The sequence below is a fragment of the Novosphingobium bradum genome (assembly GCF_042646485.1).
GTDB lineage: Bacteria > Pseudomonadota > Alphaproteobacteria > Sphingomonadales > Sphingomonadaceae > Novosphingobium > Novosphingobium bradum.
Map to the genome: position 1 here is coordinate 478,654 of NZ_JBHRTQ010000007.1, position 13,210 is coordinate 491,863.

12 protein-coding genes are annotated in these 13,210 nt (G+C 68.8%); 1 reads left to right on the forward strand and 11 read right to left on the reverse strand.

Annotated elements, in window-relative coordinates; translation table 11 throughout:
- Positions 1-21: 21 nt before the first annotated feature.
- The 5 genes from ACFOD9_RS08175 to ACFOD9_RS08195 all read right to left on the reverse strand — a co-directional run bounded on the left by ACFOD9_RS08175 (position 22) and on the right by ACFOD9_RS08195 (position 2,768).
- A complete protein-coding gene (locus tag ACFOD9_RS08175; RefSeq protein ID WP_379509593.1) occupies positions 22-870 on the reverse strand; it encodes an XdhC family protein in 849 nt (282 codons plus the stop codon).
- Between the two features lie 105 nt (positions 871-975).
- Positions 976-1,419 carry a thioredoxin TrxC gene (gene trxC / locus ACFOD9_RS08180; RefSeq protein WP_379509594.1) on the reverse strand — a complete coding sequence of 148 codons (444 nt, stop codon included), beginning with the start codon at positions 1,417-1,419 and terminating at the stop codon, positions 976-978.
- Between the two features lie 45 nt (positions 1,420-1,464).
- Positions 1,465-2,151 carry a response regulator transcription factor gene (locus tag ACFOD9_RS08185; RefSeq protein WP_379509595.1) on the reverse strand — a complete coding sequence of 229 codons (687 nt, stop codon included), beginning with the start codon at positions 2,149-2,151 and terminating at the stop codon, positions 1,465-1,467.
- A gap of 216 nt (positions 2,152-2,367) precedes the next feature.
- A complete protein-coding gene (locus ACFOD9_RS08190; RefSeq protein ID WP_379509596.1) occupies positions 2,368-2,574 on the reverse strand; it encodes a hypothetical protein in 207 nt (68 codons plus the stop codon).
- Positions 2,574-2,768: a DUF4169 family protein gene (locus ACFOD9_RS08195; RefSeq protein ID WP_379509597.1), complete on the reverse strand. Its 195-nt coding sequence runs from the start codon at positions 2,766-2,768 to the stop codon at positions 2,574-2,576. Before ACFOD9_RS08195 ends, ACFOD9_RS08190 begins: the two co-directional genes overlap by 1 nt.
- A 109-nt stretch (positions 2,769-2,877) precedes the next feature.
- Between ACFOD9_RS08195 and ACFOD9_RS08200 the strand changes: the two genes are divergently transcribed.
- Positions 2,878-4,347: an ATP-binding protein gene (locus ACFOD9_RS08200; RefSeq protein WP_379509598.1), complete on the forward strand. Its 1,470-nt coding sequence runs from the start codon at positions 2,878-2,880 to the stop codon at positions 4,345-4,347.
- A gap of 5 nt (positions 4,348-4,352) precedes the next feature.
- Here ACFOD9_RS08200 and ACFOD9_RS08205 read toward each other — a convergent pair whose 3' ends face one another.
- The 6 genes from ACFOD9_RS08205 to ACFOD9_RS08230 all read right to left on the reverse strand — a co-directional run bounded on the left by ACFOD9_RS08205 (position 4,353) and on the right by ACFOD9_RS08230 (position 12,826).
- Complete coding sequence (locus ACFOD9_RS08205; protein WP_379509599.1) at positions 4,353-5,513, reverse strand: aminotransferase; 1,161 nt, start codon at positions 5,511-5,513, stop codon at positions 4,353-4,355.
- Between the two features lie 38 nt (positions 5,514-5,551).
- Positions 5,552-6,253, reverse strand: coding sequence for a murein L,D-transpeptidase catalytic domain family protein (locus tag ACFOD9_RS08210; RefSeq protein WP_379509600.1), 702 nt, complete (start codon positions 6,251-6,253; stop codon positions 5,552-5,554).
- 152 nt (positions 6,254-6,405) lie between these two features.
- Complete coding sequence (zapE, locus tag ACFOD9_RS08215; RefSeq protein ID WP_379509601.1) at positions 6,406-7,542, reverse strand: cell division protein ZapE; 1,137 nt, start codon at positions 7,540-7,542, stop codon at positions 6,406-6,408.
- 27 nt (positions 7,543-7,569) lie between these two features.
- Entirely contained in the window at positions 7,570-8,352 is a 783-nt protein-coding gene (locus ACFOD9_RS08220; protein ID WP_379509602.1) for a succinate dehydrogenase iron-sulfur subunit, read from the reverse strand.
- A gap of 124 nt (positions 8,353-8,476) precedes the next feature.
- On the reverse strand, positions 8,477-9,736 hold the full coding sequence (locus tag ACFOD9_RS08225) for a pilus assembly protein TadG-related protein (protein ID WP_379509603.1): 1,260 nt from the start codon (positions 9,734-9,736) through the stop codon (positions 8,477-8,479).
- 249 nt (positions 9,737-9,985) lie between these two features.
- The gene (locus ACFOD9_RS08230) at positions 9,986-12,826 is read right to left on the reverse strand and encodes an Rne/Rng family ribonuclease (protein WP_379509604.1); all 2,841 of its coding nucleotides are present in this window, start codon (positions 12,824-12,826) and stop codon (positions 9,986-9,988) included.
- Positions 12,827-13,210: the final 384 nt, after the last annotated feature.

A 13,210-nucleotide genomic window follows, 5' to 3' on the forward strand; every position in this document is an offset into this window, starting at 1 on the left:
GGCCGGTTGCGTTTGGCGGGCCTAGTCGCGCAGATGTTCGTAGGTGGCGACCACTTCGGCCAGGATCGAGAGCGCGAGCGTTGCAGCATCGCGGGCATGGGGGATCAGGCCTACCGGACTGTGCAGGCGGGCCAGGTTCGCGGCATCGTGGCCCATGGCGGCGAGGCGGGCGGCGCGGGCCTCGCGCGCGGTCTTTCCGCCCTGGGCGCCGATGTAGCAGGCCGGCGAGCGCAGCGCCCAATCGGCCAGGGTCGGCTCCCATTCGTGATCGTGGAACAACAGCACCACCGCGCTCCACGCATCGAGCGCAAGGTCGGGCGCGCGGCCCAGTGCAAGGTCGCGCTCCGGCGCCAGCAGCGCGGCCCCTAGGCCATGGGCCTGGGCAAGACGGACCAAGGCTTCCGGTTCCGGCCCGGCGCCCAGCACCACCAGCCGCAGCGAAGGCAGGAAACGGCGTTCGGCCAGAGGCGAGGGCGCGGGCAGGGGCAGCGCGGCGGGCTGGCGCGCATCGAGCCGGGCGAGGGCGGCGGCCATGTCCGCGCGATCCGGCGCGGGATCGAGCAGCACGTCGATCCCGGCGCCGCAGGGCAGGCGAAAATCGATGAACGGCGAGCCGGCGCCAAACCGCAGCAGCACCGGCCCCGAGCCTTCCGCCCAAGCCTGCCGCGCCCGGGTGGCCAGTTCGCGTTCGAGGCAGCCGTCGGCCAGGCTCCCGGCCATGCGGCCATCGGGGGCCACGGCCAGTTGCGCGCCGCGCCGGCGCGAATAGGAGCCATCGATCCCCACGATCGTGCACAGCGCGGTGCCGGGCACGGCCAGGGCCAGCCGCAGGGCGGCTTGGTCTTCGTCGCAAGGGGGCGCAGCGGTCATCGCCGCACCCAAGCCCACCGCGCGGGCAAGGTCAACGGCCATACCCCGGGGCCGGTTCGGGCGGGGCAGGGCACTTGCGCGATTTCCGGCTGAAAATGCCGTGGTTCAAGCCGATGCGAGCGCTTGCCCGGCCCACCGCACGATGGCCTCGGCCGGCATGGCGCCCGATTGGCGGGCGATTTCCCGGCCGCGATGGACCAGCACCATGGTCGGGATCGAACGGATGGCGAAGCGCGCGGCGAGCTGCTGCTCGGCCTCGGTATCGAGCTTGCCGAGCCGCAGCCGTGGTTCCAGCTTGCCCGCCGCCTGGGCGAAGGCCGGGGCCATCTGCCGGCATGGCCCGCACCAGGCCGCCCAGAAGTCGATCAGCAGGGGCAGGTCGCTCTTGTCGGCATGGGCCGCGAAATTGGCGCAGGTCAGCTCAACCGGATGGCCGGAAAACAGGGGGTTGTGGCAGGTTCCGCAGGTTGCCTGCGAGCCAAGCCGCTCGGCCGGGACACGGTTGCGGGTGGCGCAGGCGGGACAGGCGATGATCAGGGTTTCGCTCATCCGCGCGATATGGGTGGCCGTTTCGCGCTTGCCAAGCAGTCGGCCTCAGCCGGCATATTCCTCAAGCCGGTAGCCGAAGCCGTAGACCGGGCTCAGCCGGTAGCCGGATTCGGGCCGCAGGCCGAGCTTGGTGCGGATCTTGGAGATGTGGATATCGATCGTGCGGGTGGAAAGCGCCGGGTCGATGCCCCAGACCGTTTCCAGGATGTAGCTGCGCGAAACCGCCCGGTTGAGGTTGCGGAACAACAGCAGGGCAAGGGTGAATTCCTTGGGGGTGAGATGCAGCGCCCGCCCGCTGATGATCAGCCGCCGGGTCGGCAGTTCGAAGCGGAACTCGCCGAAGGTTTCCACCGCCAGTTCGCTGCAATTGGTCGACCGGCGCGCCAGGGCCAGCACCTGGGCGGCGAGAACTTCATGGGTGCAGGGCTTGGCCAGCACGCAATCGGCCCCGGTGCGAAGGGCCAGGGCCAGGTCGGGGCTGGCCAGCGGCGCGGTGAGCAGCAGCAGCGGCGGGTTGAACCCCACCTGGTTGCGGACGCCTTCGAGCAGGTTGGGGCCGGAAAGATCGGGCAGGTCCCAGTCGATCACCAGCAGGTCATGGCCGTCGCGCTGGAGCGAACGCATGAGTTCGCGCCCGCTCTGGAAGCTCGTGCTGTGAAATCCCGCATCTTCCACCAGCGTGACCAGGGCCTGGCGGAACGTGGGGTCCTTGTCGAGAATGGCGACTTTCATTGCATCGGGCTGCCGCAGCAGCGCAACTCTCCATGGCTCAAGGCGCGACCCCGGCGTGGCCCTAGCAGAACCTGCATCCCGCGCAGTCCCGCTGTCGTCATATTTTACAATTGTTCACCATGTTACCTGAACGGCAAGTTGCTGACCGCGAGATTGGTCTAATCCGGATCATTTGGACTTGGTGCATCCGCGCCCTCGCCGTGCCGGAATTGCGGTTCAGAGGCTGTCGCTGAGGTCGGCCCAGGCGATCACGTCGTTGTCGGTGGCGATGAACAGGCCGGCCTGCACCTCCTCGGGCTGGCTGGCGGCCAGGCGGATCGCCTCTTCCAGCGTGCCGTAGATGAGGGTGGTGGCCCCGGCCATGCCCGGCTCGTCGGCCAGGTGGTAGAGGCGGACCGTGACGCCGTCGAAGGTGCTCCGCATCAGGGCTGCTCCGGCGCTTCGGGCTCGCGCCGCGCGCCTTCCACCGTGCGGGCGAGCCGCTCGGCCTCGGCCGCATCGCGCGTGCGTTCGGCCTTGTTCCGGCCGAAGCGGGCACGGTTTTCCGCGGCGCCTTGGGCGGCATCGGCGCGGCGGCGGGCCTTGCGGGCAAGGCGCAGGTTGACGATCTCGGCCATCGCCCCGGCATAGCGCCAAGCGGCCCCCCGCGCTACGGCCTGTCGCCCGATTGGGGATAAGGCCGCCCGCGCGGTTGAGCCGGCGGGCGCGAGGGGCAAGGGAGGAGCGGTGAATCCTTCCGTCATCATCGGCTCCGATCCCTCGGGCGCGCCTGTCCGCATCGACATCGAGGAACTGCTGGCGACCCGCCTGCTGGTCCAGGGCAATTCCGGCTCGGGCAAGTCGCACCTGCTGCGCCGGCTGCTGGAAGAAAGCGCGGGCCTGGTGCAGCAGGTGGTGATCGATCCCGAAGGCGATTTCGTGACGCTGGCCGAGCCGTTCGGCCATGTCGTGATCGATGCCGCCGCCTATGCCGGCGACGAGATCGTGCGCCTCGCCGCCCGTATCCGTCGGCACCGCGCCTCGGTGGTCCTGGCGCTCGACGGGCTGGAGGTGGATGCCCAGATGCGCTGTGCCGCCGCCTTCCTCAACACCCTGTTCGATGCCCCGCGCGAGGAATGGTATCCGGCGCTGGTGGTGGTCGACGAAGCCCAGCTCTTTGCCCCCGCCGCCGCCGGCGACGTGGCCGAGGACGCGCGCCGGGTCAGCCTTTCGGCCATGACCAACCTGATGTGCCGGGGCCGCAAGCGCGGCCTTGCCGGGATCATCGCCACCCAGCGCCTGGCCAAGCTGGCCAAGAACGTGGCAGCCGAGGCCTCCAACTTCCTGATGGGCCGCACCTTCCTCGATATCGACATGGCCCGCGCCGCCGACCTGCTCGGCATGGAGCGTCGCCAGGCCGAGCAGATCCGCGATCTGGCGCGCGGGCATTTCCTTGGCCTTGGCCCGGCGATCAGCCGGCGCCCGGTGGCGGTCAGGATCGGCGAGGTCCGCACCCGCGCCAAGACCTCGATCTCGGGCCTGATGCCGCTGCCCACGGCCAGTTCCGAGGATATGGCCACGCTGCTCCATGACCAGCCGGTGGTGGCGCCGCCGCCGCCGCTGCCCATCGTGGCCGAGGCGCCGCCGGTCGCCAGCGACGAATTGCTCGGCCAGATCGAGGCCCAGGTGCCGACCGCCGAGCAGGTCGAGCCCGAGCCCCAGGGCGCGCTGTTCGCGGCCGAGGAAACCGCGGCGAAGCTGGCCACCATCCTTGCCGACATGGCCGCCGAGCCGGATTGCACCTTCCAGGGCGCGCCGGCCCTGTTCCAGGATTTCACCCTGCGCTGCCGGATGGCGCGGATCGCCGGCCATGGCATGGACCTTGCCCAGTTCCGCCGCCGCTTTGCCCTGGCGGTGGCCGGCTGCGTGCCGGAAGAGCCGGGCTGGGCGCAGATTGTCGCCATCGCGGGCGATGTGGCCGACGACCTGCTCGCCCCCTTCCTGGTGATTGCCCGCGCCGCGCAACTGGGCGAGCCATGCCCGGAAGACGCGGAGCTGGCGCGGATCTACGGCACCAGCTCGGCCGGGCGGGTGCGCCGGCTGCTGGAGCATTACGAGAAAGCGGCGTTGATCGTGGTCCGCACCGACTATGGCGGCCGCCGCTCGATCGGCATTCCCGCGCTGGGGGTCAGCACCGCGCCGCTGGAGCAGGCCTGACCCGGTCAGGCGCCAAGCGTTTCCCGAAACGCCGCCAGGCGCCGCACGCCTTCTTCCAGCACCTCGGGCGCCTTGCAGTGGCACAGGCGCACGATCGTGCTGGTCTCGCCCGGCTCGAGGAAGGCGGACAGCGGGATGGTGGCCACGCGCCCTTCCATCACCGCGCGGGCGGCAAATTCGCTGTCGGCAAGGGCGATGCCCGAGGCCGCAAGGTCCACGCAGGTGAACCAGGTCGCCGGGCCGGGCAGCACGGCGAAGCCGGCCTCGGCCAGCAGGTCGTTCAGCACCGAGCGGGTTGCGGCCCAGCCGGCCAGCCGCTCGGCCAGGATGTCGTCGCGGGCGAGGCCTTCGGCCACGGCCCATTGGGTGGCGGGAAGCGTGGTGAAGGTGAGGAACTGGTGGGCGCGGGCCAGAACCTGCGTCAGGTCCGGCGCGGCGGCCATCCAGCCGATCTTCCAGCCGGTGAGGCCGAACAGCTTGCCGGCCGAGCCGATCTTGATCGCGCGCGCCGCCATGCCGGGAAAGGTGAGCAGCGAGCGATGGGGCTGGCCGTCGAAGCGCACCGCTTCCCACACCTCGTCGCAGATCGCCACGAGATCGTGGGCCGCGCACAGCTGAGCCAGCATGGCCAGCTCGGCCGCGCTCGCCACCGAGCCGGTGGGATTGAGCGGATCGTTGAAGATGAGCGCGCGGGTGCGCGGCGTGATCCGCGTGGCGATGGCCTCGCGATCATAGGTCCAGTGCGGCGGGTGGAGCGGCACGAAGACCGGTGTGCCCCCTGCGCGCCGCACGATGGGGGCATAGAGATCGAAGGCCGGGGCAAAGACCAGCACCTCGTCGCCCGGCGTCACCACGGCGAGGATCGCGGCGGCCACGGCCTCGGTCGCGCCCGAGGTGACCACGAACTGGTCAGGGGCAAGCGGCAGGCCTTGCCGGCGCCGGTAGAAGGCGGCCAGCGCCGCGCGCAGTTCGGGCAGGCCGGCCGAGGGCGGATACTGGTTCGAGCGCTCAACCAGCGCGCGGGCGGCGGCTTCGCGCAAGGGGAGCGGGCCATTGTCGTCGGGGAAACCCTGGCCAAGATTGATCCGGCTGCCGTCGCGGCACAGCGCCGACATCTCCTCGAACACGGTGGTGCCCATGGCGCGGTAGATCGGGTTTCTGCTCATTGCCGCCTGTTAGCGGGGCCGGGCACCGGGCGGGAGCGCTATTTCACCGCGTAGAGCAGATGACCTGGCCCGAGCAGTTCCAGCACGTCGCCAATCTCGGCGCGCGAGACCGCGAAGCAGCCTTGGCTGCGGCCGACGCGGCCCTGGTTGGCGGCCATGGCCGGCGAGACATAGTCCGCCGCGTGGATCACGATGCCGCGCGCCTCGGCCTGGTCATTGTCGGGATCAAGCCCGGCGAGGCGGCGCGAGCGGCCATGCTGGCCATAATAGGTCTGCCCGGTGAGGAAGGCGCCCTCGCACGAGGCATTGGAGCCGGGGCGGTTGGAGAGGTGTTCGACCCAGCCGGAATTGGCCGGATCGGAGCCGCGGCCATGGGCGACGAGGTGGGTGGAAACGACCTGCCCGCCCGGCATATCGACCAGGTAGAACCGCGCGGCCTTCGACGGCGCGGAGAAATCAACCAGGCCGATGAGATCGCGGTTGGCAATCGCATGGCCATGGCGATCGAGCGCGGCCTGGGCCTGGGGCAGGAGCACCGAGGCGAAGCGGTTTTGCCCGGCGGCGGTTTCGGCCAGGTCGAGCGGGCGCGGCAGGCCTTCGGAGCCGAAGCCCGGAATGGTGCGCGAAAGGCCGCCATAGTCCTGCGCGAAGGCGGCCTGCGGCCCCATCGAACGCGGCAGGGCCAAGCTGGCGCCACCGACGGCGAACGCGCCGAGCAGCCGGCGCCTGCTGAATTCCATGACGAATGCGATCCCGAATAGTGTCCCGGGCCTCACACTGGGCAGGCAAAGGGTTACTTTCAAGCAAATGCGCCGCCATTCCGGCGCGGACCGTTCGGTTTTTGCGATCAGACGAACCGTTCCGGCGAAACCGCCGGGCCGGAGCGCGGGCGTCAATCCTCGCCGTGGCCCAGCGCGAGGTAGTCGCGGCTCTGCATTTCCATCAGGCGGCTGACCGTGCGATCGAACTCGAACCGGCCATCCTCGTCGCCGCCGGGGCCGGGATCGTAGAGGTCTTCCGGACGGGTCTGGGCCGCCGCGATCAGCTTGACCTTGTTCTCGTAGAGCGCATCGACCAGGGTCTTGAAGCGGGCGGTTTCGTTGCGCCGGTCGGGGCCAAGGCGCGGAATGCCCATGATGATCACCGTGTGATAGGTCTGGGCCAGGGCCAGATAGTCGCTCGCCCCGCGCGCTTCCTCGCACAACCGCCGGAAGCTGAAGACGGCCACGCCCTTGAAGCTTTTCGGCACGAACAGCTTGCGCCCGCCGCCCAGCTCCAGCTCGCCGCCGGGCACGTGGGCGCTGTCCTCGGGCGGATAGTCGGTCAGGCGGAAGAAGGCCTCGCGCGCCTTCGCCGTCGCCTCATCGCCCAGCGGGCAATACCAGGTGTCGATCCCGGTCAGGCGATCGAGCCGGTAGTCGGTCGGGCCGTTCAGCGTCAGCACGTCGAGCTCGCGCTCGATCAGGGCGATGAAGGGCAGGAAATGCTCGCGGTTGAGGCCGTCCTTGTAGAGCTGGCCGGGCGCGCGGTTTGATGTGGTGACCACGGTGACGCCCTCGTTGAGGATCATCGCGGTGAACAGCCGGCTCATGATCATGGCATCGGCGCTGTTGTTGACCACCATCTCGTCGAAGGCGAGCACGCGCAGGCCGCGCGAAAGCGCGGCGGCAACCGGCGGGATCGGATCGCCGCTTTCCTTCCTGCGCTCTTCGCGCAGGGCCGCGTGGACTTCGAGCATGAAGGCGTGGAAGTGGACCCGGCGCTTTTCCGGGATGGCCAGGGTATCGTGGAACAGGTCCATCAGCATGGACTTGCCCCGGCCGACCCCGCCCCACATATAGATCCCGCGCGGACGCGGCGCGGCGGCCTTGCGTCCGATCAGCCGGCCGATCAGCCCGGACGAGGCGGGCGGCGCCTCCAGTTCGTCCTGCAAGGCGGCCAGCCGCGCGGCGGCGGCGGCCTGTTCGGGATCAGGCCGCAGTTCGCCCGCGGCCACGAGCTCCTGGTAACGGGCGACAAGCCTGCTCATTGAAGGCCGCTCACGGCGGACCGTTCGTCAGAGGTGGCGCTCGGCCTGCATCTTCTTGATTTCCGCGATCGCGCGCGCCGGCGAAAGCCCCTTGGGGCAGACGTTGGCGCAGTTCATGATCGTGTGGCAGCGATAGAGCCGGAAGGGATCCTCCAGCTCGTCCAGCCGCTCGCCGGTCATCTCGTCGCGGCTGTCGGCCAGCCAGCGATAGGCCTGGAGCAGGATCGCCGGGCCAAGGAACTTGTCGGAATTCCACCAGTAGCTCGGGCACGAGGTGGAGCAGCAGGCGCACAGGATGCACTCATACAGGCCATCCAGCTTCTCGCGCTGTTCGGGCGATTGCAGGCGCTCCTTGCCCGAGGGCGTGGTGCTCACGGTCTGCAGCCAGGGGCGGATCGAGGCGTACTGCGCGTAGAAATTGGTGAAATCGGGGACCAGGTCCTTGATCACTTCCATGTGCGGCAGCGGGGTGATGCGGACATCGCCCTTCAGGTCCTCGATCGCGGTGGTGCAGGCCAGGCCATTGCGCCCGTTCATGTTCATCGCGCACGAACCGCAAATGCCCTCGCGGCAGGAACGGCGGAAGGTGAGGGTGGGATCGATCTCGTTCTTGATCTTGATGATCGCATCGAGAACCATCGGCCCGCACTGGTCGAGATCGATCTCGAACTTGTCGTAGCGCGGATTCTCGCCGCTGTCGGGATCGTAACGGTAGACGGTGAAGGTCTTGGTGTTGGTGGCGCCTTCGGTCTTGTGAACACGGCCCTTGGCCGAGATCTTGCTGTTCTTGGGGAGCGTGAAGGTTGCCATGTGCCCGGTCCGTCAGAAATGGAATTGGGTCCCCTCTAGCAATTCGACCAGCGAGGGCAAGGGCATGAGCCGTCGATGCTGAGAATGTTGACCCCTGGCCGCCCGGCCGCGCTCCGGGGCGCGCTCAGTTGACCAGCCGCACCTGGTAGCCGCTGAATGATCCCGCGCCCGAATTGGCCGGGCAGGTGTTGGTCACCGTGTTCGATCCGGTGAATTCCACCCGCCGTGCCACGATCTGCAGGCAATTGGTGTTCATGCCCGAATTGCCGGTGAACTTGATGCGCTGGGCTGGGAAGTAGATCGTGCCCTGCATGAACGAGGTGGAATTGCCCGAAACGTCGTTGGTGCCCGAATCGTCGGCGGCGCGCCGATCCTGGTAGAGGAAGATCCCGGCATAGGCTCCGCTGGTGGGTGCGGAGACATTGAACCTGGCCCCGCCGTTGATCGACAGGTTGGCAACGGAACTCGGGTTGCTGACGATCTGGTCGCTGGTGAGGATGAAGACCACCCCGGTTCCGCTCACATCGGCCGTGGCGTTGAGCTTGAGGTCGCCGCCGTTGAGGATGTAGATGCCCGGCGCGAAAGTGACCGTGCCCTTCAGGTCCATCTCGGCATAACAGGCGGTGCCGGTGGGGTTGGCCACGGCCAGCGTCTCGTTGGGATTGACCCGCAGCCGCGTGGTGCAGCCTGTCGGAACGGCCGGCGTGGGCAGGCTGGCGAAGGGATCGGACTGGACCAGCGCATAGGGCAGCAGCGCGGTGGAGCCGATCGAGCCATTGCCGTTCACCGAAATGTTGCCCACCGCCATGAGCGAGGTGGCCGTGACGGTGCTGGAGCCGGTGACCTCGATCGCCTTGGTTCCTTGGGCGTTGGTGGCCATGCCGCAGCCCAGCGTGGCCGTGGCATTGCCGCTCACCTTGATCCCGGTGGCGTCGATCGTTTCCAGGGCGAGAACGCAATAGTCGCCATTGCCCACGGCCATGGCGGTGGATTCGGCGGTCATCGTGGCGGCCGAACCGAGGAAGATCTGGGAGAAGGGCAGCGAGGCGTTGGCCGTGACCTTGACCCGCACCGCCATGGCATTGCCGGCATATGCTCCGGTGGACGGGGCATTCTCGATCGTCGGGCTGCCTTGCAGGGTGATCGCGGTGTAGCGGGCGATCTCGGCATTGGCGGCCGCGGTGACGCTGCCGCCCGACATCCTGGCCATGGCGCCCGAAAGCGCGGCCGAATCCGCCTGGCGCTGAAGCTTGCGCTTGAGTAGGGTCCACTGGATCGTGTCCGACGCGGCACCCGCCGCGCCGATCAGGAGAAGCGACATCATGGCGACAAAGACGGTTGCATTGGCCGTGCGATCGCCGACCAAGGCGCGCAGAAACGTCATGCCAGCCCCCTGGCTGCGGCGCGACCCGCTGGCGGACAATCGCCAATCCAGGGTTTAGAAATGGTTTCCAGCACCGGCTAACGTGTAAATTTTTCCGTCGACCGGCCCGGTGATTGGGGCGGACGCGCGCGTGGGCGCGGGCGCGTCCGGGCTGGCGCGTGTTGGTTGGGGCGTGCGGGGCAGGGCAGGACATGAAAACGGCGCGGAGGATTGCTCCTCCGCGCCGCTGTCATGATCCTGGCCGGAAGGTCAGGCGCCGAAGGTGCGCTGCCACCAGCCCCGGCGGGGCGATGCGCCGTCAGCATCGTCCGCCCCGGCGCTGGCCGCGGTGTCGGCGGCAGGTTCGCTGGCCGGTTCCGGAGCGGCCGCGACGCTGACCGCCGGGGTTTCGGCCTCGGCGGCGGCGGCAGCCTTCTTGCGGGTGCGCTTGGGCTTGGCCGGCGCTTCCTCGGCGGCGGCTTCAACGGCCGCTTCGGGGGCAAGGGCTTCGGCCGGTGCGGCCTCGGCTGCCGGCGTGACCTTCTTGCGGGTGCGCTTGGGCTTGGCCGGCGCTTCCTCGGCGGCAGCCTCGGCCGGGGCTTCGACGGCAGCTTCGGCAACAGGTGCTTCGGCGGCTGGCGCTTCCACGGTCACCGGTTCGGCGGCCTTGCGGCGGCGGACCCGCTTCTTGGGGGCTTCCTCGGCCGGTTCGGCTTCAGCTTCGGCAACGACGGGCGCTTCGGCCGGAGCCTCGTCCGGCTGCGCGGCGGCTTCGGCTTCGCCGGCGTCATCGCCCGCTTCGCCTTCGGCCTGCTGCTCGCCATCCTCGCCGCGGTTGCGGCCACCGCGCCGGCGACGGCTGCGGCGGCGGCGCTTGCGCGGGCCGTCCTCGCCATCCTCGTCATCGGCTTCGCGGCGGGTTTCGGCGCCTTCGGTTTCCCCGATGTCGCCTTCGCCTTCACCATCGCGCTCGGTTTCGCCTTCGGCCTCGCCGTCAGCTTCGCCTTCGCTTTCGCCATCCTCGCCGCGGTTGCGGTTGCGACCGCCGCGCCGGCGCTTGCGGCGCTTGCGGCGCCCGCCTTCGCCATCCTCGTCCTCATCGCGCGCGCGACGCTCGCCACGGCCGCCACGGCTTTCGGGACGGGCCTCGGCCTCGGCTTCCTCCTCTTCGCCCTCGAACTCTTCCTCGTCGAGGAAATCGTCTTCGGGCTCCACGATCGGCTCGAACCTGGGCATCGTGGTCGGGCGCGGGCCGGATGAGCCGACGCGCATCTTGGCGCCCTCGTTCTCGCCCTCGGGGATCACTTCCACCTTCACCCCATAGCGATGCTCGATCTCGTGGAGGTCGGCGCGCTTGGCGTTGAGCAGGTAAATCGAGGCCTCGGTCGAGGCATAGAGCGTGATCACCGTGCCGCGGCCCTTGGCGGCCTCGTCCTCGATCAGGCGCAGGGCGGAAAGGCCGGCGCTGGAGGCGGTGCGGACCAGGCCCGTGCCGTCGCAGTGCGGGCAGCCGCGCGTCGTGGCTTCGAGCACGCCGGTCCGCAGCCGCTGGCGGCTCATTTCCATCAGGCCGAAGCCCGAGATGCGGCCGACCTGGATGCGGGCGCGATCGTCCTTCAGGGCGTCCTTCATGGCCTTCTCGACCTTGCGGACGTTCGAGCCATATTCCATGTCGATGAAGTCGATCACGACCAGGCCGGCCATGTCGCGCAGGCGCAGCTGGCGGGCGATCTCGCGCGCGGCTTCCAGGTTGGTGTTGAGCGCGGTCGCCTCGATGCCGTGCTCCTTGGTGGAGCGGCCCGAGTTGATGTCGATCGAGACCAGCGCCTCGGTGGGGTTGATCACCAGGTAGCCGCCGCTCTTGAGCTGGACCACCGGATCATACATCGCGGTGAGCTGGTCCTCGGCGCCGTAGCGCTGGAACAACGGCACCGGATCGGCATAGGCCTTCACCCGCCGGGCATGGCTCGGCATCAGGAGCTTCATGAAGTCGCGCGCGGCGCGATAACCGCCTTCGCCCTCGACCACCACTTCCTCGATGTCGCGGTTGTAGATGTCGCGGATGGCGCGCTTGATGAGGTCGGAATCCGAATGGATCATCGCCGGCGCGGCGGATTTCAGCGTGTTCTCGCGGATCTCGTCCCACAGGCGGGCGAGATAGTCGAAGTCACGCTTGATCTCGGTCTTGGTGCGCGACAGGCCGGCGGTGCGGACGATGCAGCCCATCGACTTGGGCAGGTCCATCTCCGAGATGATCGACTTCAGCCGCTTGCGGTCGGCGGCCGAGCTGATCTTGCGGCTGATCCCGCCGCCATGGCTCGAATTGGGCATCAGCACGCAGTAGCGGCCGGCCAGGCTGAGGTAGGTGGTGAGGGCGGCGCCCTTGTTGCCGCGCTCTTCCTTGACCACCTGGACCAGCAGGACCTGGCGCCTGTGGATCACGTCCTGGATCTTGTAGCGGCGGCGCAGCGCCATGCGCTTGGCGCGCAGCTCGTCGGCTTCCTTGGCGTGGGCGCGGCCCCGGCCGCTGCCGCCCTGGCGGCGACGGCCACGCTGGCGCGGCTGCTCATCGCGGCCGTCTTCGCCGTCCTCGGCCTCATCGCCTTCATGGTCGAAGCCGTTCTCGACATGGCCGCCCTCGATCGTGGCAACCTCGTCCTTCTCGGAGGTGTCGATCTCGGTGATGCCGCCGAAGTCGTCGCCATCGTGGTGATCGTGGTCGGTCCCGGCGAAATCGTCGGCCAGACTCTCGCCCAGCTCGTCGTCGCCCACGAAGTCTTCCTCGCCCTCGGCGACGGCGCGCAGCGCGGCCTCCTCCTCGGCATGGGCGGCTTCTTCCGCGAGCAGGCGCTCACGGTCTTCCTTGGGGATCTGGTAATAGTCGGGATGGATTTCGCTGAAGGCGAGGAACCCGTGCCGGTTGCCGCCGAAATCGACGAACGCCGCCTGAAGCGACGGTTCGACCCGGGTTACCTTGGCGAGATAGATATTGCCCTTGATCTGCTTGTGTTCAGCAGATTCAAAGTCGAATTCCTCAATCCGGTTGCCCTTCAGCACCGCCACCCGGGTTTCTTCCGGGTGGCGCGCATCGATAAGCATGCGCGTGGTCATCAAATAGTCTCCAGGCGCGCCTTGCCGCATGGGCTGGCCCCCGATCGATCGGGGGCGGTGCCGCAAGCAGCAGGCTGGCGCGTTTGTTCGGGTAAGCGCCGCGGCGCGCGGGTGCGCGGGCGGCGAAACGGTGGTTCGGGATAGGCGTGTCTGCCGAAAGGAGAAGGCGCGGCGATAGCAAGCGCGCGATTGCAAGGGACCCGTCCGCCACCGGCATCGTCGCCCTCTGGGGCGTCGAACTCCGGAACTGGACAGGGCTTCTCATAGCGGCATCAACTCGTTCATGATCCGCCGGACGACACTGGTCCGAACGGTCGGGGAAGGGCTGCGATCCTCAATTCCCACGCCTATTCAGCCATTTGTCTGGCGAAAAGGCCTGTGGGG

Bases quoted from the DNA above. Each gene is read 5' to 3' on its own strand.
- ACFOD9_RS08175 (WP_379509593.1), bottom strand. From the start codon at position 870: ATGACCGCTGCGCCCCCTTGCGACGAAGACCAAGCCGCCCTGCGGCTG.
- trxC (WP_379509594.1), bottom strand. From the start codon at position 1,419: ATGAGCGAAACCCTGATCATCGCCTGTCCCGCCTGCGCCACCCGCAAC.
- ACFOD9_RS08185 (WP_379509595.1), bottom strand. From the start codon at position 2,151: ATGAAAGTCGCCATTCTCGACAAGGACCCCACGTTCCGCCAGGCCCTG.
- ACFOD9_RS08190 (WP_379509596.1), bottom strand. From the start codon at position 2,574: ATGCGGAGCACCTTCGACGGCGTCACGGTCCGCCTCTACCACCTGGCC.
- ACFOD9_RS08195 (WP_379509597.1), bottom strand. From the start codon at position 2,768: ATGGCCGAGATCGTCAACCTGCGCCTTGCCCGCAAGGCCCGCCGCCGC.
- ACFOD9_RS08205 (WP_379509599.1), bottom strand. From the start codon at position 5,513: ATGAGCAGAAACCCGATCTACCGCGCCATGGGCACCACCGTGTTCGAG.
- ACFOD9_RS08210 (WP_379509600.1), bottom strand. From the start codon at position 6,253: ATGGAATTCAGCAGGCGCCGGCTGCTCGGCGCGTTCGCCGTCGGTGGC.
- zapE (WP_379509601.1), bottom strand. From the start codon at position 7,542: ATGAGCAGGCTTGTCGCCCGTTACCAGGAGCTCGTGGCCGCGGGCGAA.
- ACFOD9_RS08220 (WP_379509602.1), bottom strand. From the start codon at position 8,352: ATGGCAACCTTCACGCTCCCCAAGAACAGCAAGATCTCGGCCAAGGGC.
- ACFOD9_RS08225 (WP_379509603.1), bottom strand. From the start codon at position 9,736: ATGACGTTTCTGCGCGCCTTGGTCGGCGATCGCACGGCCAATGCAACC.
- ACFOD9_RS08230 (WP_379509604.1), bottom strand. From the start codon at position 12,826: ATGACCACGCGCATGCTTATCGATGCGCGCCACCCGGAAGAAACCCGG.